The sequence below is a fragment of the Micromonospora coerulea genome, assembly GCF_016598485.1.
GTDB classification, from domain to species: Bacteria; Actinomycetota; Actinomycetes; order Mycobacteriales; family Micromonosporaceae; genus Micromonospora; species Micromonospora coerulea.
Genome location: NZ_JAEMUW010000017.1, coordinates 124,272 through 147,936, shown reverse-complemented (window position 1 = coordinate 147,936; position 23,665 = coordinate 124,272). Strand labels below are relative to the sequence as shown.

Below are 23,665 nucleotides of genomic sequence, written 5' to 3'. Positions count from 1 at the left end.
CCGGGCGGAGAGCCGGACCCCCGACGCCCCTGACTTTTTGCCGTGGCACCAAGGACCCCTTTTTTTCGGGGCCGCCGAATCTTCGGCAGGGCCGACCGCTGGGACCCCCGACGCAGGGGTCTCGCAGGATGTACGGGTTCCACATTTCAGAGGAGAGCAACCATGACCGACTCCACGAACAACGACGAGACCACGGCGGTCATGCGGGCCGCGCTCGGCGCTGCGGCGGAAATCACGCTCGGCGATTCCGACCCGGACGTCATCGCCGCCTTCGCCGAAACGGTCCCGGCGCACCGTCGGGAGGCGTTCAATCTGTTGGTCGCGACCTTTCGTGACAACTTCAAGCTGCACGGGCCGGAGTACCTCCGGCGGCAGGGCCTGGCTACGGCCCGGCGGGAGGCAGGGTTGCCGTGAGCACGGTCTCGCCCCGCACCGCCGAGTTGTGCACGATTGCGCTGCGGAAGGTGCTCACCCTGGCCGCGCCGCGGCGCAACGGCCGGCCGCTACCGGAAGACATCGTCCAGGCGTTCGCCGAGCTGGACGCCGCCTGTTCCGCAAACGGCACCAAAGTAGACACTCCGGTGCCCGCGCTGGGACGGTACGAGTGCGTCGCCGATGCCGCGCAGAGGCTGGGAATCACGCCCCGCGCAGTGCGCAAACGGTGCGCGGCCGGCACCCTGCCGGCTCGCCACGTCGGCCGCGTCTGGCTCATCGAGAAAGGTGCCTGATGCCCGTTGCCTCCGCGTGGATCGTCCGCCACGCCAACCATCTGCACGAGGGCGTCGAGAACGTCTACTCGGGTCTGACCGCCTCGGCGACAATCACCGCCGACCAAGTCCTGGCGGTCACCGGCAGCGGCACCGTCGGCCCGGCCGGCGCGGCCAGCGCGGCCGTCGTCGGCATCGCGATCAGCGGCGCGGCCAGCGGCGCGCCGGTAACCATGTTCGCCCCCGGTGGCGTCTGGTCGAGCACGGCGTCGGGTGGCATCACCGCTGGCACCAAGCTCGTCTCCGGCGCCGCAGGCACCGTGGCCACGATCGGCGCCAACACCTTTGAGAAGATCATCGGTACGGCGCTGGACACCGTGTCGAACGGCCAGACCGTGCGGTGGACGGTGACGCTATGAGCGACACCACGCCCAAGCGCTACCGGGTGATCAAGCCGATGGTGAACGTCCGCGTCGCCGGGAACATGTTCCCGAACGCCCGCGGGCGCGCATCCGCCTGGACCCAGTTCGGCTACTACGAGAACGCTGTCCTGCCCACGGACGTGCACCCCGACGACATCGAGCGCCTGCTCGCCGAAGGCTTCCTAGAGGTCGTCGATGGCTGACCTGCCCGGCGTCGAGCTGGCCCGCCCCGGCACCTGGCCGCTGGCGACCGGCAAGACGGAGTTCACCGTCGACCACCTCAAGGACGCGGCGCAGTTCTTCGCCGCCACCGGAGAGCAGGCCATCCCGGTCAAGCTCGGCCACCGGGACGACCGGTTCTCCGGAGAGCCGAGTTTCGGGAGCGTGCGGAACATCCGCTACGCCGAAGACGACCGCGGCCCGGTGCTGCTCGGCGACCTGACCGACATGCCGCAATGGCTCGCCGCCGCCGCGCCGAAACGCTGGCCGAACCGCTCCATCGAGGGCTGGTCGAACTTCGAGCACGACGGGAAGACGTACCAGCTGGTCCTGACCGGGCTTGCGCTGCTCGGCGTCGCCCCGCCGGCCGTGCGCAACATCCGCAGCCTGCGTGACCTGAAGGTGGCGCTCGCGGCGTCGGCCGCGCAACGCATCATCGCCACCGCCCCAGGGGCGGACGAACCAGTGGAAGGGGTCGACGTGGACCCGGAAGACACCCAGCAGACGCCCGAGCCGGAGGAGGCGCCCAGCTCGATCACCATCGACGCCGCCACCTGGGCCGAGCACCAGGAGCGGATGCAGTTCCTCGAAGCTCAGGCCGCGACAGCAGTCACCGCAGAGCGGGATCAGTTCCTGGCCCAGGCCGTGAAGGACGGCCGGATCTCGCCGGCGCAGAAGCCGAACCTGGCGCGACTGTGGGACCTGGACCCGTCCGGCACCCGGTCGGCGATCCTCGCGCTGGCGAAGAACACGATCCCGGTGATGGCCTCCGGCTACGACACGGGCGCCGAAGACGAGGAGCGGGACGAGTACGCCGGTCTGTTCCCGCCCACCTACGGCCGGCGGAGGCGATGATGGCTGACAACTTCCTACTGCCCGGCGAAGACTGGATCGGCTGGGCTGTGCGTACCGGCCGCTTCCGCCCCGAACGGGCCGAGCACTGGCGCGGCAAGCTGGACCGCGAACGGCAGCACATCGAGGCATCCGGGGGCGACACGGCGCAGAGCCGGGTGGTGGAGGAGATCCGACAACTGCACCCGGTCTACGCCTCAGCCCAGCAGGCCCCGCCCGGCACGGTGCCTACCCGTGCCGCTGCTGCCGCCGCTGCCACATCCGGCACGCCGCGCACCGACGCCCTGCTGCGTGCGGTCTACGGGCCGACCCGCGAGCAGGTCTACGCCGAGCAGGACGCCGCGCTCGAGGCCCGGCTAGCGGAGCAGGCAGAGCAGGAGCCCATCGCCGCCAGCGCCGGTCTCCTGACCGACGACGAGTACCGCTCGCTGTTCGGCGACGAGTAAGGGCGCCGGCCCGGTGCAGTGCGCGTCAACGTCACCCAGGCCCTGCCGGTTCGGCACCACAGGGCGATGCGAGCTGGGGACGAAGCCGGGGAGCGGTCCCTTCCTTTCGCCGCCCTGATCCGAGCTGCGCCACCGCACCGGGCCGATGGCCCTCACCGTGACGTGACGTGACCGGGAGCGTGACCGGCCATGATCAAAAATCCAGGCCGGGAGGCAGCTTGACCCCCGCGCCGGTCAGGGCGCCTCTCCCCGAGAGCTCAGGTCACGCTAATTCCGGAATTCCAGTTCCGGTATCAGGGGGTATGTCACCCAGCGTGACCCCCACCCCGCCCGGCGGGGGGAGATGCCCCTGATGGCGGCGGGGGGCAAGATCCCCGCCGGGTTGATCTTTTTCCGGTCACTTACCGTGACCCACCCGAGAGGATGTGAGCCGGTGCGGCACCCCGGCCAGCCACGCCCAGGCGGACCGCCGGCACCGACCGGGCCGGCCGGGCCGCGACCACGGCGCTGAGACGCGAGAAGGGGCGACCGGTGGGCAAGCACCGGTCGCCCCTTCGGCTTCGGTCAGTCCTGCTCGCCGCGCAGGAACCTCTCGACCTCGTCGACCAGCTGCTCAGGGTCGGCGACCGGTAGCGGCGTCGCCCCGGCCTCGTCAGCCAGGTCGAGCAGGTCATCGGCCCGCGACTGCCGGGTGAGTTCTTGCATCGGGCCCGGGTCGCCGTCGTCCGCCGCCCTGACCGCCTCGACAAGCCGCTGCAACCCGTCATGGAGGAGTTCCTGCCGCTTGCGCTCGGCGACCTGGCCGCACTCGTACGCGACGTCGAACGTCTGGTCGAGCTCCTTGTCGGTGTACATCCGCCGGGCACGGGCCCGCTGCGCCGGGCGGCGGGTGGTCGGCGGACGCCACCAGCGCTCCGGGCGGCTCACCGGTGGCCGCCCTTGCTCGCGTCGATCAGGGTCGCCAGCCGGTATCGCAGCGTCCGAGCCTGGCCGATGCTCAGCAGCAGGTGCACCGCGACCGGCTCGGCCGCCCCGGCGCCGTCGATCCCGGTCAAGCTGATCTGCGGCTCGGCCGCCGGGTGGACGTTCTGCACCAGGGCGACGTCGACGATGACCGCCTCGGGTGAGCCGGTGTCGACGTTGCGGGCCGGCGACCGGTGCTCGCCCCGGCGCTCGCAGTCCTTCCGGTCGCACCAGCGCGGGTGCCGGTCGTCGCTGGCCAGGTTGCCCGTCGGGTAGATGTGAATGCTTCCGCACGCCCGGTCGATGTCGGGCGCCATCGGCACGACGTGCGCCTCCATGTCGGCCGCCTCGATGGCCGTCACGGCGTCCGGGGCGTGGTCGGTGCAGCTGTAGATCGAGGCGTCGAGAGAGCCCTGCTGCGGGCCGGCGACGATGGTGAAGGCCTCGATGCGCACGGCGGCCGGCCGGCCGCACTCGGGAAGCCTGAACGGTAGATTCGTCATGGGTCAGGACTCGCTTCCTGATCAAGGGCCCGGCCGGAGCTGCAATCTCCGAGTCCGGGCCCGCCTACGTTGGCGGGTCGGTGGGCACATCTTGGGCACATGCCACCGAGAAACGCCGAAAGTTGCTGAAAGTCAGTGAGCGCCGTTTGTGCTGCTCACAGGCCCTATGCGGGCCATCGCCGCAGGTCCCGGACTTGCCGGGTTCTCTTCAACGCCAAGTGATCGCCGCAGGTGCTCTGACCTGCGGTGGAGCACCCGGAAGGGCCCTGTTTCGCATGATCATGCCGTCTCCACGCTCATGTGGCTCGCATGACCGGCAGGGCAGGGCCTACGCAACCTGATCTGTCTGAGCGGCCACCCACTGCTCGTGCGCGGCGCTCACCCGGACCCACAGCCGGGCGCGCGCGTCCCGGTCCACGTCCGGCAGCCGCAGCCCAAAAACGTCCGCGAGCACAGCGAACCACTCGCCCTGGCTGTCGAGGATCCTCGGGGTCCGCCCGGCCGCGTCGAGTCGCTCGAGCACCCGCCCGCGCAGCATGTCGACGCCGCGCTCGTCCTGCCGCCCGAATGTCAGCTTCCGCACGAACCCGGAATCGGGCGAGGTGGAAAGGTGCCGGTGTGCGGCGGCGAACGCCTCGATGCTCACCGGTTCCGGCGCGAACACCATCGACGAGAACACTCCGCGCACGTCGTGGACGAACCGCCAGCCTCCCGCTCGCGCCGCCCACGGCTCGAGTCGGTAGGTGAACGGGCCCTGCTGGCTCACCGCTGCACGCAGCGGCATCGGCTCGTGCGGCGCGTCGACCAGGCCCAGGTCCACGAACCAGGTCTCGCCCTCGCAGCGCACCACCAGCACCTGATGGTTGATATCCAACCCCGGTGCGTCCTCGTCGGGGCCGGGCCCGCGCACGTCGCCGATATGCCGGGTCACCTCGTACCCGAGGCAGGCCAGCAGCGTGCCGAATGCGCCGTTGAGATGGAAGCAGTATCCGCCGCCACCACGGACAATCCGGGCGATCGACTCGACCGGATCCACGGTGGTCGGCCGTTCCAGATGGATCTCGAGAGTGTCGTAGGGGATGCGCTCCCGGTGCGCACGGTGAGCGGCGAACAGCCACGCCACGTCGGGGCGCGCGGGCCGCTCAAGCCCGAGCCGGCCCAGATACCCGGCGACGTCCGCGCGTGGATCGGCAGGGACGGTCAGGGCCGGGATCGGGGTCGAGGTCGGGGAGATCACGGTCATGTGCCGAGGTTATAGCAGCGCGCCGTTGACGGCCGCCGCCGCGATACTGACCGCGGGCCCTGCGCCGGGGACCTTCTGATCGCATCAAAGGCAAGGGCAGCCTGCGCCAAACAAGCGTTCCCCAAGGCTCGAACACAGCCTTCGGCAGCAGGCGTGCCGGGTCTGGTGCGAAGATGTCCTCCGCCTGGCGGAGGACAGCGGGTGGCGGGTTGGAAGGGGTGCGGGAGTGAGATACGTCAGCGTGGAGCGCACCCGGGACGGGATAACCCTCGACCCTGCAAAGTACCTGCGGCGGCTGCCGTCGTTGGCTGACTCGTTGCCGGAGGGGGCCAGGAAGTTCGCCACTGACGCGGACCACTACGACTTCTTCTGTCAGCGGTGCGTCAAGGACCTCAAGCCCGCTCGACTAATGTCCGGCCAGACGGGTGGGAGCCGCTGGCTCGAGCTGCATCTGCGGCACAACTGCTGGAAGCACGAGGAAGACCTGACGATCCGCTACAGCGGCGTGCAGAGCCTGACGGTCGAGCCCGCCGATGGTGGGCTGGGCGTAGCCCAGCTCCAGGACGTGATGTTGGACGAAGTGCTGCCGGACAAACTCGGGTGGCGGCACGAGATTGTCTGCCTCGCCGGGTCGCTGATCGTGACGAGTCAGGATCTGACCGCTACCTGGTTACCCGCCAACTGCCCGGAGCGCGAGCCGAGTCGATGAAAGGCCCCCGCCGACGTCCCCCGCCGGTCGGGCCCGCGCGTAGTTTTCGGGGTGCCGGAAGGGCAGCCGCAAGAGACAGGACTGTTGACTGGCGAGGGGCGGCCCGGCACCAGGAGAGGCATCCTGGTCCCGGGCCGGGATCGGGGCTGAACAGTCCGTCGCCCGGATTCCGGACGTCGAACTCGATCGGTACGTCGCCCGGCTGGAGGCGAAGCCGTAGGGCTGGTCGTGAGTCTCGCGCAGCTTCCTGAGCCGTCCCGCCTGTTCTGACCGTCGTGATCGATGCGCAGGGGTGAGAGCGGCGCTGGCGTATGGACGCGGGGAGCGGGCGTTCGGAGCGAGCGTGCGCCCGGTGGGGATCAGGTGAAGCTGGCGCCGCCGTCGACGAGCAGCGACTGGCCGTTGATGTAGGCGCCGTCGTCGGAGAAGAGGAACGCCACCATGGCGGCGAGGTCCTCCGGCTTGCCCAGCCGCGGCGAGCGTACCGTCGCGAGAGTTTGCGCCCGGTACTCCTCGGTGGTGGCGCTGAGGGCGGCGCCGGTGAGGATCACGCCGGGCGACACGAGGTTCGTGCGGACGCCGTGCTTACCGCCCACGGTCGCGGTGTGGCGGGTCAGACCGATCAGCCCACTCTTGGCGGCCTGGTAGGCGACCTTGTCGGCCTCGCCCAGCCACACCGCGCTCGACATCGTGTTGATGATGGAGCCGGAGCCCTGCTTGATCATGATCGGCAGGGCGTGCCGGACACCGTACATGTAGCCGGTGAGGGTGACGTCGATCGTGTGCTGCCAGACGTCGAGCGGCAGCGAGGTGACGTCACTGTCGCTGTCCCGCCCGATGGTGTTCGGCGAGAGATCTGCGGCCACGTTGAACAGGCCGTGCAGGCCACCGAACCGCTCGACGGTGAAGGTGATCAGCTCCCGGTAGGACTGCTCGTCGGAGATGTCGAAGCCCCGCGCCACGGCTGTTCCGCCGGCCGAGGCGATGCCGTCGACCACGGCCTGGGCGGCGGCCTCGTTCAGATCCGCCGCAACGACCAGCATGCCTTCCTCGGCGAGGCGGATCGCTGTCGCGCCGCCGATGTTGCCCGGCGCCGCACCGGCGACGATGGCAACCTTGTCCCTGAGTCCACGCATTGTCGTCTTCCCTTACTTGTCGAGTTCAGTTGGGCCCTGGCGGGCCGGCGGATACACCTCGTCCAGGTGCGGCAGCTTGTAGTCGACGAGTTCGAACTCGTTAGCCGTGCGCTGCTTGGCGACCTCGTACACCCACTGAGCCACGGCCGCGCCGTTACGTCCCGGCCGGGTGCTGCCGATGATGATTCCGATCCTGGTCACTTGCTTGGACAAGCAAGTAAAGTAGGGTTATGTCCACCATCACATCGAACTCGACGCCGACCCCGGAAGGGGTGAAACCGCTCAACCCGGACGAAGAGGCCGTCGTCCGGTCCCTCAATCGCGTCATGTACGCCCTGCCCCGGGCCATCGACGCCGAGATGATCCGCGAGCAGCGGCTCCCGATCATCGAGTACCTGGCCCTGATGCACCTCTCCGAGGCCCCCAACCGGCAGTTGCGAATGAGCGAACTCGCCACCGCCTGCGAGATGTCGCTCAGTGGCATGAGCCGCGTGCTGCACCGGCTGGAAGGCCAGGGGCTCATCCAGCGGGTCAGGTGCGAAGAGGACGGCCGCGGCTGGAACGCCGTCCTCACCGACGCCGGCCTCGGCCGCCTACAACAGGCCTGGCCCACCAGTCTCGCCGCGGTGCGCCGGCACTTCCTCGACCACCTCACGGGCATCGACCTCGGACAGCTGTCCAGGGCCCTGCAGAACGTGGCCACCTCAACCAACGACGCGCCACGCCCAAGCGGTAACGGCCCGTCGCCCGGACAGTCCGCCGACTAGCCGCACCAGCCAGGCGATGCCTGACAGAGCAGCACCGGCGCGGACCCCACCGTCGACTTCAGGGCCAGGACATCCCAGCCGGACCGCGTACGGCAGGATCGGTGGCGTGGACGCCGACGGCCTCAGCGGTCCGCCGCCGGGCGCCGTTCCGGCGGCGGGACCGTTCCGGCGACCCACCCGGGCGGAGGTGGCGGCGGCGGTCGGCCGGGGGCTGGTCGACGTGATCGGCCCGGGGCTGACGGTGTTGTTCTGCGGGTTCAACCCGGGCCTCTACTCAGCCGCCGTGGGGGAGCACTTCGCGCGGCGGGGCAGCCGGTTCTGGCCGGCCCTGCACGGCTCCGGTTTCACCGATCGCCAGGTGCACCCGTGGGAGCGCGACGAGTTGCTGCGGCAGGGCATCGGCATCACCAGCCTGAGCAACCGGGCCACCGCCCGCGCCGACGAGCTGACGGCGGTGGAACTGGTGGCCGGGGTGGTACGGCTGGCGGCCAAGGCCGAGCGGTACGCGCCGCGCTGGGTGGCCATCCTCGGGGTGACCGCGTACCGGATCGCCTTTGAGCGACCACGAGCCGTGCTGGGCCCGCAGCCGGACCGGCTGGGCCCGGCCCGGGTGTGGGTGCTGCCCAACCCCAGCGGGCTGAACGCGCACTTCCCGCTGCCGGCGCTGACCGCCGAGTTCGCCGCGCTGCACCGCGAGGCGACGCGACCGCGGTAGACGGCGCACGCCGGTGACGATCTGAGGTCGGTGGCGGGCGGCCCCGACGGTCAGGGGCTGGGCGGCCGCCAGCGCGGCCGTCCGGACCGCGTCGCGGTGGTGGATCTCGCCGGGCCGGCCGGACATGGCGTCGTAGTCGCGCTGGGTGCCGTACAGCATGATCAGGTACCTGACGATCGCTCCTCTCGGCCGGCGTCCGTCGGGAACGTCGGTGCCGAGGAGCCGCACCGGACATCCCCGAGACGAGGCGGCGTTCAGGCCACCCGGGCGGAGGCCAGCAGCGCGGCGGTGGGCAGCGCGAGCTGCCCGTCGGCGTCGCGGTACCGGGCGGCGAGCCGGTCGTACTCGCGGCGGATCCGGGCCCGGACCGCTGCGGGCTGCCGCTCCAGCAGCAGCCCGATCGTGGCGATGCCGTTCGCCGGCCCGGCCCACCAGTCCTCGGGGTCGGGGTGGTGCACCCAGGTCACCGTCGTGCACCGCACGTCGGTCAGCCCGGCGCCCGCCAACAGTGCGGTCAGCCCTTCCTCCGTACGCGGGAAGTCCCGCTCGGGCGCCAGCCGCGGCAGGTCCGGCGGCGGGGTCACCTCGGCGGCCGCGATGATCTCACCCCAGAGTCGTTGCAGCGGCGGGTGCGGGGACGGCCAGATGGTGACCGCGACCCGCCCACCGGGCCGCACCACCCGGCGCAGCTCCGCCGCCGCGGCGGCCGGGTCCCCGACGTGGTTGAGCACGAAGTTCGCCACGGCACAGTCGAAGCCGCCGGCCGGGAACGGCAGGTCCGGCAGGGTGCCCTGGCGGACCTCCGCGCCGCGGGCGTGGCGCTGGGCCGCGTCCAGCATGGTCGGTTCGGCGTCGACCGCCACCACCTCGGCGCCGCGCCGCAGCGCCCGCGCCGCGACGGTGCCCGGCCCGGTGCCGACGTCGAGCATTCGCCGTCCGGCCCGCACCGCCGCCGCGTCCAGCAGGCTGTCCGCCGGGTACGCGCACAGCCGGCCGAAACTCCGCTCGTACGCCGCCGTCCGCCCGGCCCACCGGGACCGCTCGTGCGAGTCGAAGTCGTTGTCGATCATGGCGGACACGGTAGCCGCCCGGGTCCGGTTCGGTCGTCCCCGCGACGGGCGGCCCTGTTCTACCGTTGGTGCGATGACGACCGTCCTGGTGGTTCTCGTGGTGGTGGCGGTGCTGGTCGTGGCGATGCTCGGGTACGTCGCCTGGCGCGACCGTGGTCGGCGGATGGCCGGCGACGACCCGGCGCGCGTGCGGGACGCCGAGGTCCGCCGCCACCGGTACGAGGCCGAGCGGCACGGTTCGCAGGGCGACCTCTGGCAGCGCGGCCACCAGGACTCCTCACCCTGAACGGAGCCGGTCCCGGTCGCTGGCGACCCGGCCACGGCCGCGGCTGCACCGGCCGTTGTCGGTGGCCGGGTGAACGATGGCCCGTCGTAGCGCGTGATCAACGGATGGCATTAGCGGTGCGCCGTCGGGGTACTGCGCACGCAGGGACGAGGCCCGGGAGGCAACCGTGGGGGAGAGCACGCGACGTCGGCAGCGGAGCCTGCTCGCCGGTCTGCTGGTGGCGGTGGTGGTGGCGGCCGGCTGCATGGGCGGCGGGCTGGACCAGGGCGAGCCGCAGCAACCGGGCCCGGAACAGACCGGCGCGCCCGCCTCGCCGGGCGCGCCGACCACCCGGGCGGAGGGCACCACCAGCGTCGCCGAATTCAAACAGGACTTCAGCGACGCCGTCGGCAGCGCCGCGAGCTACTGGACCGCCCAGTTCCGGGCCTCCGGCAAGCGGTTCCAGCCGGTCCGGCGGGTCGTCCCGTACACCCGGGACGGGGAGGTCTCCTGCGGCGGGCAGCCGCTGCCGCGCAACAACGCCGTCTACTGCTCGGCGGGGGACTTCATCGCCTACGACGTGAACTGGTCGGTGGGGGCGTTCCGGCAGATCGGCGATGCGTTCCTGTTCTACCTGCTCGGTCACGAGTACGCCCACGGCGTGCAGGTCCGCCTCGGGATCCGCTACAACTTCACCATTCAGCAGGAGCTGCAGGCCGACTGCATGGCCGGGGCGTACCTGGGCGACTCGGTGCGGAGCGATGCGTTGACCCTGCAGGAGGGCGACCTGGAGGAGTTCCGGGAGGGGCTGCTCGCGGTCGGCGACGACCCGGACCAGCCGTGGTTCGCCGAGGGCTCGCACGGCACCGCCGAGCAGCGCACCGACTCGTTCTTCCGCGGCTACGAGAAGTCCCTGGGCGCCTGCGGCCTGAGCTGACCGTGATGATGCCGCAGGTCACGCCGGGCGGTACGGCGCGCGGCGGGTGCGGCCCGGCTGAGAGGATCGGTCGGTAGGTCCCACCCGTTCAGGAGGCTCCGCTGAGCAGCAAGCATCCCGCCGCCGTGCTCTTCGACATGGACGGCACCCTCGTCGACAGCGAGAAGCTGTGGGACGTCGCGTTGCAGGAGCTCGCGGCGGTGTACGGCGGCAGCATGTCCGACGCGGCGCGCAGGGCGATCATCGGCACCAGCATGGCGGACTCCATGCGGATCCTGCACGGCGACCTCGGCCAGCCGGAGCGCGATCCGGAGGTGAGCGCGGCCTGGATCAACGCCCGGATCCTGGAGCTGTTCCGCACCGGTCTGCGGTGGCGGCCGGGCGCGATGGCGCTGCTGCGGGCGGTGCGGGCGGCGGGCATCCCGACCGCCCTGGTCACGTCCAGCGGCCGACCGCTGGTCGAGGTGGCCCTCGACACGCTGGGCCGGGACAGCTTCGACGCGGTGGTCTGCGGCGACGAGGTGGACGCGGCAAAGCCGCACCCGGAGCCGTACCTGACCGCCGCTCGGCTGCTGGGCGTGCCGATCGGCCGCTGCGTGGCGATCGAGGACTCGCCGACCGGGGTGGCCAGCGCCCTCGCGGCGGGGGCCGCCGTGCTGGCCGTACCGGCGGAGGTGCCGCTGCCGCCGACGGACGGCGTACACCAGTTGGAAAGCCTGACCGCGGCGGACCTGGAGCTGCTGGCGGCGCTGCTCGGCGAACCGCCCGCCTGACCGTGCCGCGAAGGGGGCCCCGCCGACCGGCGAGGCCCCCTTCATCGTGTGCGGGGTCAGTCGTGGGCGATGGCGCCCAGCACGTTGATCCGCGCGGCGCGCACCGCGGGCAGCACCGCGGCGATCACGCCGATGATCGCGGCCAGGACGAGGAAGACCGCCATCTGGCCCCAGGGCAGGATCAGGTCGGTGATGCCCTCGTCCTTGAGCGCCCGGACCACCGCGGCGCCCAGGCCGGTGCCGACCACCACGCCCAGCAGCGCCCCGAAGATCGAGATCACCACCGCCTCGACGGTGATCATGCGCATGGTCTGCGCCCGGCGCAGCCCGATCGCCCGGAGCAGGCCCAGCTCGCGGGTCCGCTCCAGCACCGACAGGGCCAGGGTGTTGATGATGCCGAGCACCGCGATCACGATGGCCAGCGCCAGCAGGATCTGGATCATCCGCAGCGGGGTGTCCAGCTGGCTGGTCTGCTGTTTGATGAACGCGTCCCGGTCGGCCACCGACACCTCGGGGCTGTCGGCCAGCAGCGTCTCCACCCGCGGCTGCACGTCGGCGACCTTCGCGCCGGGCGCGAGCTGCACGAAGCCCTGGATGGGCTGCGGGATGGCGAAGTCGGCGGCCGCCTGCGGCGGCAGCAGCACCGGGTTGGTCAGCTCGGAACTCTCGTAGATGCCGCTGACCGTGTACGTCCGGGCCTCGCCTCGGGACAGCTGCACCGTGACCTGGGAGCCGACGGACACGTTGCGCGACTTGGCGGTGTCGGAGCTGAACAGCATCTGGTCGGGGCCGAGCCGGCTGATGTCACCGGCGGTGGCCTTCGCGCCGAAGATCCGCTGCAGCGCGGCGACGTTGCTCGATGCCGCCACCCAGGTACGGGTGCCGTTGACCGTGCCCATGTCGCCGTACTCGCCGTCGACCAGCTGCACGCCCGGGATCGCCGCGGCCTGCTCCAGCACCGCCGGGTCGAAGCTCGGCGGGCGCGGCCCGCTCTGCGCCCCGGAGATCACCAGTTCGGCCTTGATGGTGTCCGCGGCCAGCTTGCTGATGCTGCCCTTGGCCGAGTCGAGGATCACCGTCACCCCGGTCACCAGGGCGATGCCGACCATCAGCGCGGCCGCGGTGATCGCGGTGCGGCGCGGGTTGCGGCCCGAGTTGAGCCGGCCCAGCTTGCCCGGCACCGACCAGGAGAAGAGCGCGCCGAGCAGGGAGACCACCGGGCGGCTGATCAGCGGGGTCAGCAGCGCCACCCCGATGAAGGCGAAGAGCACGCCGCCGAGGATGGTGGCCAGGGTGTTGTCGCCGGCGTGACCGTCCAGGCCGAGGAAGAGCAGGGTTGCCCCGATCGCGGTGACGATCCCGCCGGCCACCGTGACCTTGGTCAGCGGGCGGTCCGGGGTGGCCACGTCCTGCATCGCGGCGATCGGCGGGATCCGGGACGCCCGCAGCGCGGGCAGCAGCGCCGCCACCACGGTGATCACCAGGCCGACGCCGAAGGCGCCGATCACCGCCGCCGGTGGCACGCCGAGCCCGGCCAGGCTCAGCCCGCCGGCCAGCTTGCCGAACAGGTACGCCAGCAGCGCGCCCACGCCGATGCCGGCGGCCAGCCCCAGTACGGAGGCGATCAGGCCGACCGCGATGGCCTCCAGCACCACCGAGCCGATGATCTGCCGCCCGCTCGCCCCGATGGCCCGCATCAGGGCCAGCTCCCGGGTGCGCTGGGCGACGATGATCGAGAAGGTGTTGAGGATCAGGAAGGTGCCGACCAGCAGCGCCACCGCGGCGAAGCCGAGCAGCACTTTGTTGAAGAAGGAGAGGGCCTCCTTCAGGCTGGCCGCCTGGTCGGCGGCGGCCTGCTCGCCGGTCTTCACCTCGTAGCCGGCGCCCAGGGCGGCCGACACGTCGTCGCGCAGCCGCTCGGCCGACACGCCGTCCGCGGCCTGCACGCTGACGCTGCTGAACGTGTCCGGCTTGCCCAGCATCAGCCGCTGCGCCACCGGGGTGGTGAAGACGACCTCGTTCACCCCGCCCATCGAGTCCCGGCCACCGCTGTAGCCGAAGACGCCGACGATGGTGAACTCCTTCTTCGGCTCCAGGGTCAGCACGCCGACCCGGTCACCGACCTTGACCTTCGCCGCGTCCGCGAGGGCCTGGTTGATGACGATCTCGTCGTCGGCCCGGGGCTCCCGGCTGCCGTCGCGGAGCTGGATCAGGTCGTTCTCGCCGACCCAGTTCTCGCCCAGCTGCGGCGGACCGAACGAGGTCACCACCTTGCCGTTGCTGCCGATCAGCCGGGCGCCGTCGGCGTTGACCAGGCCGGTGACGTCCGTCGCGGCCGGCACCTTCGCCTTCACCTGGTCGACCACGGACGCCGGCACCGGGGCGGCGACCTGCTCGCCCTCGGCCTCGCTGAGCTCGACCTTCGGCTTCGCCGAGACGATCACGTCGATGTTCGAGTACCCGTCGGCGAAGACCGCGTCGAACGAGCGGCCCAGGGTGTCGGTCAGCACGAACGCGCCGGAGACGAACATGACGCCCAGCACGACGGCCAGGCCGGACAGCAGGAGGCGCACCTTGCGCGCCAGCAGGCTCTTCCACGTGGCGCGGAACATCAGCGCGCCACCTCGGTGGGAGTGTCGAGCTTCTTCATGGTGTCCAGCACCGTGTCGGCGGTCGGCTCCACCAGCTCGGAGACGATCTGCCCGTCGGCCAGGAAGATCACCCGGTCGGCGTACGCGGCGGCGGTCGGGTCGTGGGTGACCATCACGATGGTCTGGCCGTGCTCGCGGACCGAGTTGCGCAGGAAGTTGAGCACCTCCGCACCGGAACGGGAGTCCAGGTTGCCGGTCGGCTCGTCGGCGAAGATCACCTCGGGGCGGGCGACCAGGGCCCGCGCGCAGGCCACCCGCTGCTGCTGGCCGCCGGAGAGCTGCGCCGGCCGGTGCTTCAGCCGGTCCCGCAGGCCGACCGTGTCGATCACCGTGTCGTACCAGGCCGGGTCCGGCTTGCGGCCGGCGATCGACAGCGGCAGCAGGATGTTCTCCTGGGCGGTGAGCGTGGGCAGCAGATTGAACTGCTGGAAGATGAAGCCGACCTTGTCCCGGCGCAGCTTGGTCAACCCGGAGTCGCCGAGCCCGGTGACCGTCGTCTCGCCGATCGAGACGGTGCCCCGGGTCACCGAGTCCAGGCCCGCCAGACAGTGCATCAGCGTCGACTTGCCCGAGCCGGACGGCCCCATGATCGCGGTGAACCGGCCGCGCTCGAACTCCGCGGTCACCCCCCGCAGCGCGGCGACCTGCGCCTCGCCGCTGCCGTACAGCTTCCACACGTCGTTGGCCTGGGCCGCGGCCTGCGCCTGCGGACCCACCGTCGCGGTCACGTCATTTACCTCTTCCGTCTGCCTGCTCTGTCCGCACCGCCCCCGCTGGTCGGTGCGGCCGTTCCCATCTTCGGCGCTGCGGACGGCCGTTTCGTCCACCCCCGGACGTATCCGGTGCCGGAGATCCTGCTGCGGGTCGGCCCCGATGCCCGCTCAGGGTTGCCCCTGACCCGCCGGCCGGTCGATCGACTTCCCGGCCGGCGGGACACCGTCGCCGCCGACGCTAGGACCTGACGTCGCGTCATGGTCAACCGCGCCAGGCCGCCCGTGGTCACGGTAGGTGACGACCGCAACAGCGCCGTCGTCCCGCGGCGCGGACTGCGGTACCGGTCGTGCCACCCCCCGCGGCGCGTCGGGGGTGGTTACGGCGAGTGCCGCTGGGGAGACGCCGACAGCGTGCTCTGGTGGACGCGGGGGAGCCAGGTACGCCGTGGGGCTGCGCCGGACGGGCCACCGGACGGAACACGCGGCCGGTGACCCGCCATCATCTCGGAGCGGTCAGTTTCGGGTGGGCGCGCCCGAGGGCGCCGGCCCGGCCCCACCGTCCGGGGATGTCGAGCAGCTCGATGCGGCCAATGCTCAAAGGCACGGCCGGCCTGGTCACCAGGTGGTTCCCGCGGGGCTCCATGCCGAGCATGGTCCGCAGCAGCAACAGGGGGGTGCCCGTGGACCACGCCTGCGGACTGCACGCCGTGGGGTACAGCACGGGATAGCGGGTCAGCGTCCGGTCGTATCCGCCGAAGGCCTCCGGCAGCCGGCCCTGGAAGAACTCGGCGGCGTCGATGATGCCTTCGCCGCTACGGCTTCACCGACGAGGCCGGACGCATCGCCGAGGGCATCATCGACGCGTCCCGGCACTTCCAGGGGAGCCTGCCGGAGGCCTTCGGCGGCTACGACCGTGAGCTGATCAGGCTCCCCGTCACGTATCCCGCAGCGAGCAGCCCGCAGGCCATGGCCACCGGAGCGCCCCTGCTGATGGTCCGCACCCTGCTCGGGCTCGAGCCGTACGGGGAGGATCTGGTGGTCGCGCCGGCGCGGCCCGAACGGTTCGGCCGAATCGAACTGCTCGACATTCCAGGGCGGTGGGGGCGGGTCGACGCCCTCGGAAGCGTGGATCCCGAACGGAGTAACCAGGCCGGATGATGAGCCAGACGGCATCACGCTGACCACTGCGGATGACCCGGGGCGAGGAAGCCTCACTGCCGGGGACGCACCAGCCCCGACTCGTACGCCAGCACCACGGCCTGCACCCGGTCGCGCAGCCCCAGCTTGGTCAGCACGTGACCGACGTGGGTCTTGATGGTGGTCTCGCTGACCGACAGCGCCCGGGCGATCTCCGCGTTGGACAGCCCTCGGGCGACCTGCACCAGGACCTCCCGCTCCCGCTCGGTCAGCGCGCTCAGCGCCTTCGGCGCTCTAGCCGCCGGGTCCGGCAGCACGTCGGCGAACCGGTCCAGCAGCCGCCGGAGGATCCGCGGCGTCACCGCGGCCTCCCCGGCGGCCACCGTGCGGATCGCCGCGACCAGGTCCTCGGCCGGCACGTCCTTGGCGAGGAAGCCGCTCGCCCCGGCGCGCAGCGCGCCGACCACGTACTCGTCGAGGTCGAACGTGGTGAGGATCAGCACCCGCACCGGCAGCCGGGCGTCGACGATGGCCCGGGTCGCCGCCACGCCGTCCATCCGCGGCATCCGGATGTCCATCAGCACGACGTCCGGCAGCAGCCGCCGGGACAGTTCCACCGCCTCGAGGCCGTCCCCGGCCTCCGCGACGACGTCCAGGTCGTCCTGCGTGCCGAGCACCATCCGGAACCCGCTACGCAGCAGCGGCTGGTCGTCGGCGAGCAGGATCCGCACCGGCCGTGCCGGCGTCGCGCTGTCGGTCATCGGATCTCCCGTCGTGCTGCTCGTGCCGCTCCGGCCCGCCGTGGCGGTGCCGCGGTCCCCGCGACCGGGCGCGTGCGGCGCGTGCTCGGCCGGTCACGCGGACACCGCCCCGACCTGCTTCACCGGGATGCTCGCAGAGACCCGGAAGCCGCCGCCCGGCCGCGGACCGGCCCGCAGGATCCCACCGTAGAGGGCGACCCGCCCCCGCATGTCGACCAGTCCGTGCCCGATCCGGTCGGGCGCCGGGGCCGGGCGCCGGGTTGCCGTGCCCACGGCCGTCAGCCCGATCCGGTCACACCGGAGCGCCGGCCGCCGCCCGGCGGGACCCGTCGTCGCCGCTGCCGAACCCGCCCCTCCTCCCGGGGAGGGAGACTCACTCGTCCGCGCCCGGGGCGACCGGCCCGGAGCGGGCGTCGCGCAGCGGGTCGGTGGTGGCGGTGACCGGGAAAGGCGGCGGGGTGCCGCCGAAGCTCGGGCAGTGCGCCTGATGGCTGCACCAGTCGCAGAGCCGGCTGGGCCGGGGCCGGAAATCCTGGCGCGCGGTGGCCTGCTCGATGGCCTGCCAGAGCGCCACCACCGTGCGCTCGAAGCGCAGCAGCTCCTCCGCGTCCGGTGTGTAGTCGCAGATCTCGGCGTCCTTGAGGTAGAGCAGCCGCAGCACCCGCGGCACCACCCCCCGGGTGCGCCACAGCACCAGGGCGTAGAACTTGAGCTGGAACAGCGCCCGCGCCTCGAACGCCTCCCGGGGCGCGCCGCCGGTCTTGTAGTCGACCACCCGCAGCGCCCCGTCCGGGGCGACGTCGAGCCGGTCCAGGTAGCCCCGGATCAGCAACTCGTCGTCGACCACCGCGGAGATCAACGCCTCCCGCTCGGCCGGCTCGAGCCGGCGCGGGTCCTCCACCGCGAAGTAGCCCTGCAGCAGCCCGGCGGCCGAGCGGAGGAACTCCGCGACGCCCGCGGCGTCGCCCTCGGCGAACAGGCCCGCCAGCTCCGGCTCCTCGGTGACCAGCCGGTCCCACTGCGGGGCCACCAGGTCGCCCGCCGACTCGGGCGTGCGGGCCGCCGCCGGCAAATCGAACAGCCGCTCCAGCACGGCGTGCACCAGCGTGCCCCGGGCCTGCTCCACCGTGGGCCGCTCGGGCAGTCGGTCGATGCTGCGGAACCGGTAGAGCAGGGGGCAGGTCTTGAAGTCCGCCGCCCGTGACGGCGACAGCGACGCCCGCACCGTGGGCGGCACCACCGCCGGGGCCGGGGGGTCCTGCGTGTCGATCACCGGTTCCGCCGTCATGTCCGGAAGGTTAGGGCACCGGTGTGACAGGGCGGCCGTCGCCGCACCGGCGCATGATCGCCGCCGCGTAGCATCGGTGCGGTGCAGCAGCCGTCCCGACCACCACGCCGGCGCGGGCGCCGACCCGGGCTGACCGTGGGCCGGGTGTTCGGGGTGCCGCTGCACCTGGACGCCTCGATGCTCCTGCTCACCCTGGTGGTGACCGTCGCGTACGCGGCGCTGGTCCGCCGCCAGCTCGACCTCGGCCCGGTCGCCGGCTATCTCGTCGGTGCCGGTTTCGTCGTCTCCCTGCTCGGCTCGGTGCTGCTGCACGAGCTGGGGCACGCGCTGACCGCCCGTCGGTACGGCATCGGTGTGCGCGGGATCACCCTGGAGCTGCTCGGCGGATACACCGAGCTGGACCGGGACGCGCCCAGCCCCCGGGTGGAGCTGCTGGTCTCGCTCGCCGGCCCGGCGGTCTCCGCGGTGCTCGGCGTCGCCGCCGTCGCGGCCACCCTCGCCCTGCCCGACGGCACCCTGGCCGACCAGCTCGCCTTCCAGGTCGCGGCGAGCAACGTGGTGGTGGCGATCTTCAACAGCCTGCCCGGGCTCCCGCTCGATGGCGGCCGCGCGCTGCGGGCAGCGGTCTGGGCGCTCACCGGGGACCAGCACCGGGGCACCGAGGTGGCCGGCTGGGTGGGCCGCGCGGTCGCCCTCGGCACCCTGGCCGTGGTCGTGCTGCTCACCCTGCGGCGGGCCCTGCCCCCGCTGCTGCTGCCGTTGCTGCTGCTGGTGGCGTTCACCCTGTGGCGGGGCGCCGGCCAGTCGATCCGGCTGGCCCGGATCAGCCGCCGCCTGCCGCTGATCGACCTGGCCCGGCTGGCCCGGCCGGTGCTGCCGGTGCCCAGCGGCACCCCGCTGGCCGAGGCCGAGCGCCGCCGCGCCGAGGGTCCGGCCCCCGGCGCCGCGCTGGCCGTCGTCGACTCCGCCGGCCGGCCGGTCGCCCTGGTCGACCCGGCCCGCGCCGACGCCGTACCCCCGGAACGCCGGCCCTGGCTCGCGGTGGACGCGGTGGCCCTCGGCCTGGATACGCTCCCGACGCTGCCGGCCGGCGCGGACGGGGAGCGGGTGATGCGCACCGTACGGACCCACCCGGGCGCACAGTACGTCGTGACGGCAGGCGAAGATGTCGTCGGCGTTCTGCACATCGCGGATCTGGCGCAGCTCCTGGAACCCAAACGGAAGATGAACACGTGACCGCACAGCCCTCCACCGTCCCGGCCGATCCCGCCGTCCCGGCGCTGCCCCCCGTTCACCGGGGGCCGTTCCGCCCCGGCGACCGGGTGCAGCTGACCGACCCGAAGGGGCGGATGCACACCGTGACGCTGGAGCCCGGCAAGGAGTTCCACACCCACCGCGGGATCCTCAAGCACGACACACTGATCGGCCTGCCCGACGGCAGCGTCGTCACCACCACCGGCGGCGGTACCGCCTTCCTGGCGCTGCGCCCGCTGCTGTCGGACTACGTGCTCTCGATGCCGCGCGGCGCCCAGGTGATCTACCCGAAGGACTCCGCGCAGATCGTCGCGATGGGCGACATCTTCCCCGGTGCGAAGGTGCTCGAGGCCGGCGCCGGCTCCGGCGCGCTGTCCTGCTCGCTGCTGCGGGCCGTCGGCACCGAAGGTGAGCTGCACTCCTTCGAGGTGCGCGACGACTTCGCCCAGATCGCCAAGCGCAACGTCGAGGCGTTCTTCAACGGGCCGCACCCGGCCTGGCGCCTGCACGTCGGCGACGTCGCCGAGTGCCAGGAGACCGGCTTCGACCGGATCATCCTGGACATGCTCACCCCGTGGGAGACCCTCGACATGGTCGAGCGGGCGCTGGTGCCCGGCGGCGTCTTCATCGGCTACGTGGCCACCACCCCCCAGCTGTCGGAGCTGGTCGAGGCGCTGCGCGAGCGCGGTGGCTGGACCGAGCCGCGGGCCTGGGAGTCGCTGGTGCGCGACTGGCACGCCGAGGGCCTCGCCGTCCGCCCGGACCACCGCATGATCGCGCACACCGCGTTCCTGGTCTCCGCGCGCAAGCTCGCCCCCGGGGTCACCGCGCCACCGCGCCGTCGCAAGCCGAGCAAGGGCACCGAGGCGTACGTCCAGCGCCGGGACGCGCTGCGCGCGGCCGAGGCGGCCCGCCAGGCGGCGACCGCCCAGGTCACCGGCGTCGAGCCGACCGGCCCGGTGGAGGAGCTGGACCAACCGTGACGGGGTGGTGGGGCGACCCGGCATGAGGCAGGCGATCATGTGTCGCGGCGCGGACCGGCGCCGGGACGACACCGAACGGGCGGAGACGGTGGCATGAGCGAGCGGATCGGGGCGTGCGGCCGGGCCCGGCCCCGCGCGGGCCTCGGCGGCGGTGACGACCGGCGTGGTCGGCCGCCCGGCGCGTGGCCGGGAGCGGCGGCATGAGCAGCCCGAGCTTCGGCAACGGCGACCTGCCCGCGGTGTTTCCCGACTGGTCGCCGTACACCGACCTCGAGTCGGCGGCGCGGGCCTACCTGCGCGACCCCGACGTGGCCCTGGAGGCGCTCGGCGGGGTGCTGCGCGGCGCCTCGGTGCTCGGCTTCACCCTGGAACGCTTCGTCAACGAGGTCAACGGGGTGTGGCAGGAGGTCGTCGTCTGCGACGGCAGCCGACTCGTGCTGTGGCACGGCGAGGACGTCCCGCCCGGGGAGGGGCCGCCCGGGTCGATGACCTCGTCGCTGCGGGTGGTGCCGGTCTCCACGGTCACCGAGGTCGGCTGCCGGCGGCGGCTGACCCGGTCCGACACCGGCGAGATCCGGGTCGACAGCATCGACGTCTACCTGCTGCTGACCTCGCTGGACGAGGCGCCGCCCGGGGACGAGATGGTCGGCGGGCCGAGGCACGACGCGCTGCGTTTCGGCAAGACCCTCGACGACGGCGGCGCCGGACAGATCGCCCGGCTGGAGGAGTTCGCCCGGCTGGTCGCGTCGGTGGTCGGCCGCCCGATGCTCTGAGCTGGCGGCCCGCGGTCGGGGCGCCTGCTCAGGTCCCGCGCACCCGCCGGCCCGTCGCGGCCGGGCGGGCCGCTCAGTCCTCCTCGGCGTCCGGGCCGGCGACCTCGACGCCGTCGCTGCCGCGCACCACGTGGATGCACTCGCCCGGGCACTCCCTGGCCGAGTCGATCACCTCGAGGCGCAGGTGCTCCGGCACGTCCACCCGGCTGCCCGGGGCCAGCCGCAGCTCACCGTCGGCGCCCTTGACGTAGGCCAGGCCGTCGACGTCGAATTCGAAGACCTCCGGCGCGTACTGCACGCAGAGCCCGTCGCCCGTGCAGAGGTCCTGGTCCACCCAGACCTGAAGCTGGTCCGTCGCGACCTGCGTCATCGTGCACCCCTCATGTTCTCCTGTGCCACGCTCCGACGGTACCCGAACGCCCGTACCCGCCCCCCGACCAGCCCTTGGCGATCAAGCTTCGGTGACGAGCGCGTTGCGCGGGACCGAATCGGGCTCATAGCGGCTAGTGTTAGGTCAGAACGTTCAAGCCCCCCGGGGAGGTGGGACGTGGCACGCAGCGACGACGCGGACTCGCGCGCCGCACGGTGGGAGAAGGAGGCCCACGATCTCTCCACGCAGGTCGCGTTCCTTCAAGAGGAACTCGCTCTGGTGCGGCGCAAGTTGACCGAAAGCCCCCGACACGTCCGGCAGCTCGAAGAGCGGCTGGCGGCCACCCAGGCACAGTTGGCGCGGCTGACCGAGAACAACGAACGGCTCGTGAGCACCCTCAAGGAGGCTCGCGCGCAGATCGTGACGCTCAAGGAGGAGATCGACCGCCTCGCGCAGCCACCCAGTGGCTACGGCGTCTTCCTGGCGAAGCACGACGACGGCACGGTGGACGTGTTCACCGGTGGGCGCAAGCTCCGGGTCGCCGTCTCGCCCTCGCTGGAGGTCGACGAGCTCCGGCGCGGCCAGGAGGTCCTGCTCAACGACGCGCTCAACATCGTCGACGCGTTCGGGTACGAGCGGGTCGGTGAGGTCGTGATGCTCAAGGAGATCCTGGCGGGTCCCGACGGCGCCCCGGGCGACCGGGCGCTGGTGGTCTCGCACTCCGACGAGGAGCGGATCGTGCACCTCGCCGAGACCCTGATCGGTTCGCCGATCCGGGCCGGCGACTCGCTGATGATCGAGCCCCGCTCGGCGTACGCGTACGAGCGGATCCCGAAGAGCGAGGTCGAGGAGCTGGTCCTCGAGGAGGTGCCCGACGTCGACTACACCGACATCGGCGGCCTCCACTCGCAGATCGAGCAGATCCGCGACGCGGTGGAACTGCCCTTCCTGCACGCCGACCTGTTCCGTGAGCATCAGCTCCGGCCGCCGAAGGGCATCCTGCTCTACGGCCCGCCGGGCTGCGGCAAGACGCTGATCGCCAAGGCGGTGGCCAACTCGCTGGCCAAGAAGATCGCCGAGCGGCAGGGCAAGGAGCGGCACACCAGCTTCTTCCTCAACATCAAGGGCCCCGAGCTGCTCAACAAGTACGTCGGCGAGACCGAGCGGCACATCCGGCTGATCTTCCAGCGAGCCCGGGAGAAGGCCGGCGAGGGCACTCCGGTGATCGTGTTCTTCGACGAGATGGACTCGGTCTTCCGTACCCGCGGTTCCGGCGTCTCCTCGGACGTGGAGAACACCATCGTTCCGCAGCTGCTCAGCGAGATCGACGGCGTGGAGGGCCTGGAGAACGTCATCGTCATCGGCGCCTCCAACCGGGAAGACATGATCGACCCGGCGATCCTGCGCCCGGGCCGGCTCGACGTCAAGATCAAGATCGAGCGGCCGGACGCCGAGGCGGCCAAGGACATCTTCTCCAAGTACATCCTCTCCGGGCTGCCCCTGCACCCGGACGACCTGACCGAGCACGGCGGCGACCCGCAGGCCACCGTGGCGGCGATGATCGACGCGGTCGTCCTGCGGATGTACTCGGAGACCGAGGAGAACCGCTTCCTCGAGGTCACCTACGCCAACGGCGACAAGGAAGTCCTGTACTTCAAGGACTTCAACTCCGGCGCGATGATCCAGAACATCGTCGACCGGGGCAAGAAGATGGCCATCAAGGAGTTCCTCACCTCCGGACGCAAGGGGCTGCGGCTGCAGCACCTGCTCGACGCCTGCGTCGACGAGTTCCGGGAGAACGAGGACCTGCCCAACACCACCAACCCCGACGACTGGGCCCGCATCTCCGGCAAGAAGGGCGAGCGGATCGTCTACATCCGCACGCTCGTCTCCGGCGGCAAGGGTGCGGAGGCCGGCCGGTCGATAGAGACCGCCAGCAACACCGGCCAGTACCTGTAGGCCCGAGCAGCACGACGGAGGCCCGTGGCGCGCCGCGCCGCGGGCCTCC

General features: G+C 72.0%; 28 protein-coding genes and 2 pseudogenes. 17 read left to right on the top strand and 13 right to left on the bottom strand.

The window, feature by feature from the left end; genetic code table 11:
- The first annotated feature begins 162 nt into the window (after positions 1–162).
- The 6 genes from I8N68_RS21965 to I8N68_RS21940 are packed head-to-tail and all read left to right on the top strand — an operon-like array spanning position 163 to position 2,646.
- On the top strand, positions 163–414 hold the full coding sequence (locus I8N68_RS21965; RefSeq protein WP_200213369.1) for a hypothetical protein: 252 nt from the start codon (positions 163–165) through the stop codon (positions 412–414).
- Positions 411–728: a helix-turn-helix domain-containing protein gene (locus tag I8N68_RS21960; protein ID WP_200213367.1), complete on the top strand. Its 318-nt coding sequence runs from the start codon at positions 411–413 to the stop codon at positions 726–728. The genes I8N68_RS21965 and I8N68_RS21960 overlap by 4 nt, the downstream gene beginning before the upstream one ends.
- Complete coding sequence (locus I8N68_RS21955; RefSeq protein WP_200213364.1) at positions 728–1,126, top strand: capsid cement protein; 399 nt, start codon at positions 728–730, stop codon at positions 1,124–1,126. Before I8N68_RS21960 ends, I8N68_RS21955 begins: the two co-directional genes overlap by 1 nt.
- Positions 1,123–1,332, top strand: a complete 210-nt coding sequence (locus I8N68_RS21950) for a hypothetical protein (RefSeq protein WP_200213362.1) — start codon at positions 1,123–1,125, stop codon at positions 1,330–1,332. Before I8N68_RS21955 ends, I8N68_RS21950 begins: the two co-directional genes overlap by 4 nt.
- The gene (locus I8N68_RS21945; RefSeq protein WP_200213360.1) at positions 1,325–2,203 is read left to right on the top strand and encodes a hypothetical protein; all 879 of its coding nucleotides are present in this window, start codon (positions 1,325–1,327) and stop codon (positions 2,201–2,203) included. Before I8N68_RS21950 ends, I8N68_RS21945 begins: the two co-directional genes overlap by 8 nt.
- The gene (locus I8N68_RS21940; RefSeq protein WP_200213358.1) at positions 2,203–2,646 is read left to right on the top strand and encodes a hypothetical protein; all 444 of its coding nucleotides are present in this window, start codon (positions 2,203–2,205) and stop codon (positions 2,644–2,646) included. Before I8N68_RS21945 ends, I8N68_RS21940 begins: the two co-directional genes overlap by 1 nt.
- A gap of 564 nt (positions 2,647–3,210) precedes the next feature.
- On the opposite strand, the gene I8N68_RS21935 is transcribed toward I8N68_RS21940, so the two are convergent.
- The 3 genes from I8N68_RS21935 to I8N68_RS21925 all read right to left on the bottom strand — a co-directional run bounded on the left by I8N68_RS21935 (position 3,211) and on the right by I8N68_RS21925 (position 5,355).
- Positions 3,211–3,573 carry a hypothetical protein gene (locus I8N68_RS21935; protein WP_200213356.1) on the bottom strand — a complete coding sequence of 121 codons (363 nt, stop codon included), beginning with the start codon at positions 3,571–3,573 and terminating at the stop codon, positions 3,211–3,213.
- Positions 3,570–4,112, bottom strand: a complete 543-nt coding sequence (locus I8N68_RS21930) for a hypothetical protein (protein ID WP_200213354.1) — start codon at positions 4,110–4,112, stop codon at positions 3,570–3,572. The genes I8N68_RS21935 and I8N68_RS21930 overlap by 4 nt, the downstream gene beginning before the upstream one ends.
- Positions 4,113–4,440: 328 nt before the next feature.
- Positions 4,441–5,355, bottom strand: coding sequence for an arylamine N-acetyltransferase family protein (locus tag I8N68_RS21925; protein ID WP_200213352.1), 915 nt, complete (start codon positions 5,353–5,355; stop codon positions 4,441–4,443).
- 226 nt (positions 5,356–5,581) lie between these two features.
- Here I8N68_RS21925 and I8N68_RS21920 point away from each other — a divergent pair, with 226 nt between their 5' ends.
- Complete coding sequence (locus I8N68_RS21920) at positions 5,582–6,064, top strand: hypothetical protein (RefSeq protein WP_200213350.1); 483 nt, start codon at positions 5,582–5,584, stop codon at positions 6,062–6,064.
- 359 nt (positions 6,065–6,423) lie between these two features.
- Here I8N68_RS21920 and I8N68_RS21915 read toward each other — a convergent pair whose 3' ends face one another.
- Positions 6,424–7,200 carry an SDR family NAD(P)-dependent oxidoreductase gene (locus tag I8N68_RS21915; protein ID WP_200213348.1) on the bottom strand — a complete coding sequence of 259 codons (777 nt, stop codon included), beginning with the start codon at positions 7,198–7,200 and terminating at the stop codon, positions 6,424–6,426.
- 12 nt (positions 7,201–7,212) lie between these two features.
- Positions 7,213–7,413, bottom strand: a complete 201-nt coding sequence (locus tag I8N68_RS21910; RefSeq protein ID WP_234040329.1) for an NADPH-dependent FMN reductase — start codon at positions 7,411–7,413, stop codon at positions 7,213–7,215.
- A gap of 17 nt (positions 7,414–7,430) precedes the next feature.
- Between I8N68_RS21910 and I8N68_RS21905 the strand changes: the two genes are divergently transcribed.
- Together I8N68_RS21905 and mug are read left to right on the top strand one after the other, a co-directional pair.
- Entirely contained in the window at positions 7,431–7,967 is a 537-nt protein-coding gene (locus I8N68_RS21905) for a MarR family winged helix-turn-helix transcriptional regulator (RefSeq protein ID WP_200213347.1), read from the top strand.
- Between the two features lie 106 nt (positions 7,968–8,073).
- Entirely contained in the window at positions 8,074–8,682 is a 609-nt protein-coding gene (gene mug / locus I8N68_RS21900) for a G/U mismatch-specific DNA glycosylase (protein ID WP_307812921.1), read from the top strand.
- 254 nt (positions 8,683–8,936) lie between these two features.
- On the opposite strand, the gene I8N68_RS21895 is transcribed toward mug, so the two are convergent.
- Complete coding sequence (locus tag I8N68_RS21895) at positions 8,937–9,752, bottom strand: class I SAM-dependent methyltransferase (RefSeq protein WP_200213345.1); 816 nt, start codon at positions 9,750–9,752, stop codon at positions 8,937–8,939.
- 73 nt (positions 9,753–9,825) lie between these two features.
- On the opposite strand from I8N68_RS21895, the gene I8N68_RS21890 reads away from it, so the two are divergent.
- The 3 genes from I8N68_RS21890 to I8N68_RS21880 all read left to right on the top strand — a co-directional run bounded on the left by I8N68_RS21890 (position 9,826) and on the right by I8N68_RS21880 (position 11,727).
- Positions 9,826–10,038: a hypothetical protein gene (locus I8N68_RS21890; protein WP_234040328.1), complete on the top strand. Its 213-nt coding sequence runs from the start codon at positions 9,826–9,828 to the stop codon at positions 10,036–10,038.
- 166 nt (positions 10,039–10,204) lie between these two features.
- Entirely contained in the window at positions 10,205–10,954 is a 750-nt protein-coding gene (locus I8N68_RS21885; RefSeq protein WP_307812920.1) for a neutral zinc metallopeptidase, read from the top strand.
- A 125-nt stretch (positions 10,955–11,079) separates the two neighbouring features.
- Complete coding sequence (locus I8N68_RS21880) at positions 11,080–11,727, top strand: HAD family hydrolase (RefSeq protein ID WP_200213344.1); 648 nt, start codon at positions 11,080–11,082, stop codon at positions 11,725–11,727.
- Positions 11,728–11,783: 56 nt separating this feature from the next.
- Here I8N68_RS21880 and I8N68_RS21875 read toward each other — a convergent pair whose 3' ends face one another.
- The 3 genes and pseudogenes from I8N68_RS21875 to I8N68_RS21865 form a co-directional block, all read right to left on the bottom strand.
- Positions 11,784–14,339 carry an ABC transporter permease gene (locus tag I8N68_RS21875; RefSeq protein WP_200213343.1) on the bottom strand — a complete coding sequence of 852 codons (2,556 nt, stop codon included), beginning with the start codon at positions 14,337–14,339 and terminating at the stop codon, positions 11,784–11,786.
- Positions 14,339–15,106: an ABC transporter ATP-binding protein gene (locus I8N68_RS21870; RefSeq protein WP_200213341.1), complete on the bottom strand. Its 768-nt coding sequence runs from the start codon at positions 15,104–15,106 to the stop codon at positions 14,339–14,341. The genes I8N68_RS21875 and I8N68_RS21870 overlap by 1 nt, the downstream gene beginning before the upstream one ends.
- A 484-nt stretch (positions 15,107–15,590) precedes the next feature.
- Positions 15,591–15,896, bottom strand: a pseudogene (locus I8N68_RS21865) (glycogen debranching N-terminal domain-containing protein); the annotation flags it as partial.
- Between I8N68_RS21865 and I8N68_RS33050 the strand changes: the two are divergent.
- Positions 15,896–16,249, top strand: a pseudogene (locus I8N68_RS33050) (glycogen debranching N-terminal domain-containing protein); the annotation flags it as partial. The pseudogenes I8N68_RS21865 and I8N68_RS33050 sit on opposite strands and share 1 nt — an antisense overlap.
- A gap of 53 nt (positions 16,250–16,302) precedes the next feature.
- Here the strand turns inward: I8N68_RS33050 and I8N68_RS21855 are convergent.
- From I8N68_RS21855 to I8N68_RS21845, 3 genes are all read right to left on the bottom strand, one after another.
- Positions 16,303–16,989: a response regulator gene (locus tag I8N68_RS21855; protein ID WP_200213337.1), complete on the bottom strand. Its 687-nt coding sequence runs from the start codon at positions 16,987–16,989 to the stop codon at positions 16,303–16,305.
- Between the two features lie 93 nt (positions 16,990–17,082).
- Positions 17,083–17,262 (bottom strand): ATP-binding protein, encoded by a 180-nt coding sequence (locus I8N68_RS21850; RefSeq protein ID WP_200213335.1) that lies wholly within the window; start codon positions 17,260–17,262, stop codon positions 17,083–17,085.
- A 100-nt stretch (positions 17,263–17,362) separates the two neighbouring features.
- Entirely contained in the window at positions 17,363–18,277 is a 915-nt protein-coding gene (locus tag I8N68_RS21845) for a RecB family exonuclease (protein WP_200213333.1), read from the bottom strand.
- Between the two features lie 81 nt (positions 18,278–18,358).
- Between I8N68_RS21845 and I8N68_RS21840 the strand changes: the two genes are divergently transcribed.
- From I8N68_RS21840 to I8N68_RS21830, 3 genes are all read left to right on the top strand, one after another.
- Complete coding sequence (locus tag I8N68_RS21840; RefSeq protein WP_372433789.1) at positions 18,359–19,513, top strand: site-2 protease family protein; 1,155 nt, start codon at positions 18,359–18,361, stop codon at positions 19,511–19,513.
- Positions 19,510–20,514, top strand: a complete 1,005-nt coding sequence (locus I8N68_RS21835; RefSeq protein ID WP_200213330.1) for a tRNA (adenine-N1)-methyltransferase — start codon at positions 19,510–19,512, stop codon at positions 20,512–20,514. Before I8N68_RS21840 ends, I8N68_RS21835 begins: the two co-directional genes overlap by 4 nt.
- 200 nt (positions 20,515–20,714) lie before the next feature.
- On the top strand, positions 20,715–21,287 hold the full coding sequence (locus tag I8N68_RS21830; RefSeq protein WP_200213328.1) for a hypothetical protein: 573 nt from the start codon (positions 20,715–20,717) through the stop codon (positions 21,285–21,287).
- Positions 21,288–21,360: 73 nt separating this feature from the next.
- Here the strand turns inward: I8N68_RS21830 and I8N68_RS21825 are convergent, their stop codons facing one another.
- A complete protein-coding gene (locus tag I8N68_RS21825) occupies positions 21,361–21,657 on the bottom strand; it encodes a ferredoxin (RefSeq protein WP_200213326.1) in 297 nt (98 codons plus the stop codon).
- 177 nt (positions 21,658–21,834) lie between these two features.
- Between I8N68_RS21825 and arc the strand changes: the two genes are divergently transcribed.
- The gene (arc, locus tag I8N68_RS21820; RefSeq protein ID WP_200213324.1) at positions 21,835–23,616 is read left to right on the top strand and encodes a proteasome ATPase; all 1,782 of its coding nucleotides are present in this window, start codon (positions 21,835–21,837) and stop codon (positions 23,614–23,616) included.
- Positions 23,617–23,665: the final 49 nt, after the last annotated feature.

Bases quoted from the DNA above. Each gene is read 5' to 3' on its own strand.
- I8N68_RS21905 (WP_200213347.1), top strand. From the start codon at position 7,431: ATGTCCACCATCACATCGAACTCGACGCCGACCCCGGAAGGGGTGAAA.
- I8N68_RS21965 (WP_200213369.1), top strand. From the start codon at position 163: ATGACCGACTCCACGAACAACGACGAGACCACGGCGGTCATGCGGGCC.
- I8N68_RS21890 (WP_234040328.1), top strand. From the start codon at position 9,826: ATGACGACCGTCCTGGTGGTTCTCGTGGTGGTGGCGGTGCTGGTCGTG.
- I8N68_RS21825 (WP_200213326.1), bottom strand. From the start codon at position 21,657: ATGACGCAGGTCGCGACGGACCAGCTTCAGGTCTGGGTGGACCAGGAC.
- I8N68_RS21915 (WP_200213348.1), bottom strand. From the start codon at position 7,200: ATGCGTGGACTCAGGGACAAGGTTGCCATCGTCGCCGGTGCGGCGCCG.
- I8N68_RS21875 (WP_200213343.1), bottom strand. From the start codon at position 14,339: ATGTTCCGCGCCACGTGGAAGAGCCTGCTGGCGCGCAAGGTGCGCCTC.
- I8N68_RS21950 (WP_200213362.1), top strand. From the start codon at position 1,123: ATGAGCGACACCACGCCCAAGCGCTACCGGGTGATCAAGCCGATGGTG.
- I8N68_RS21945 (WP_200213360.1), top strand. From the start codon at position 1,325: ATGGCTGACCTGCCCGGCGTCGAGCTGGCCCGCCCCGGCACCTGGCCG.
- I8N68_RS21955 (WP_200213364.1), top strand. From the start codon at position 728: ATGCCCGTTGCCTCCGCGTGGATCGTCCGCCACGCCAACCATCTGCAC.
- I8N68_RS21855 (WP_200213337.1), bottom strand. From the start codon at position 16,989: ATGACCGACAGCGCGACGCCGGCACGGCCGGTGCGGATCCTGCTCGCC.
- I8N68_RS21845 (WP_200213333.1), bottom strand. From the start codon at position 18,277: ATGACGGCGGAACCGGTGATCGACACGCAGGACCCCCCGGCCCCGGCG.
- I8N68_RS21925 (WP_200213352.1), bottom strand. From the start codon at position 5,355: ATGACCGTGATCTCCCCGACCTCGACCCCGATCCCGGCCCTGACCGTC.
- I8N68_RS21930 (WP_200213354.1), bottom strand. From the start codon at position 4,112: ATGACGAATCTACCGTTCAGGCTTCCCGAGTGCGGCCGGCCGGCCGCC.
- I8N68_RS21940 (WP_200213358.1), top strand. From the start codon at position 2,203: ATGGCTGACAACTTCCTACTGCCCGGCGAAGACTGGATCGGCTGGGCT.
- I8N68_RS21830 (WP_200213328.1), top strand. From the start codon at position 20,715: ATGAGCAGCCCGAGCTTCGGCAACGGCGACCTGCCCGCGGTGTTTCCC.
- I8N68_RS21895 (WP_200213345.1), bottom strand. From the start codon at position 9,752: ATGATCGACAACGACTTCGACTCGCACGAGCGGTCCCGGTGGGCCGGG.